General features: G+C 58.8%; 1 pseudogene. It reads right to left on the bottom strand.

Annotated elements, in window-relative coordinates:
- Positions 1-112: 112 nt before the first annotated feature.
- Positions 113-643: pseudogene (locus tag NW858_RS11325) on the bottom strand (type II/IV secretion system protein); the annotation flags it as partial.

The raw sequence follows: 643 nt of genomic DNA, 5'->3' as shown, positions 1-643 counted from the left end.
CGGAGTTGTGTTTATGTGTGAGTTGTAAAGGTGTGCGAGAGGGAACGATCTAGGACTCGTTTAGGAATGATATAATCGGCTCCCTGGCGGCGTCAAGAGCTAGGCGGCTTGCCTAAAACTTCGGCGTCAGGCAGTAGGGACAATCCATCCACTCCACCTGCAGGGCGGCACCACAGTTGCGGCAGGTGCTAAGGGCCTTGGCACGAGCCTTTAACTCGGTTTCCAAGCCCTTGTCGGTGAGGATAACCCGATCGACCTCCTCCAACGTAGTCAGACCCTGCTTCACCAGCATCAAGCTGTAGGCCAGCAGCGTCTTCATGCCGCTTTCGACAGCCGCTTCCTTGATGACCTCGGTGGGAGCCCCCTTGTTGATCAACTCGGCCAGGCGGTCGTTCATGCGCATGAACTCGTACACCCCCACTCGGCCTTTGTAGCCTACGCCCCCGCATTTCTCGCAGATGGGCTTGCCGGTGGCTTTGCGCTGCTCTACTTCCTTGGGAGAGAGCTTGTTGGCCTTGTAGAAAGTCACCTGCTCGCTGTCGCCGCTGAGGCTGAGGCCATAGCGGGCCAGTTCTTCGGGGGGGGGGTGATACGGGATCCGACACTCGGTACATACTCGGCGCATCAAGCGCTGGGCCAGCAC

Origin of the sequence: Synechococcus sp. H55.10, from assembly GCF_047502715.1 — a bacterium.
GTDB lineage: Bacteria > Cyanobacteriota > Cyanobacteriia > Thermostichales > Thermostichaceae > Thermostichus.
Note: the sequence above shows the minus strand (reverse complement) of the source record. Positions and strands in the feature narration are given on the sequence as shown.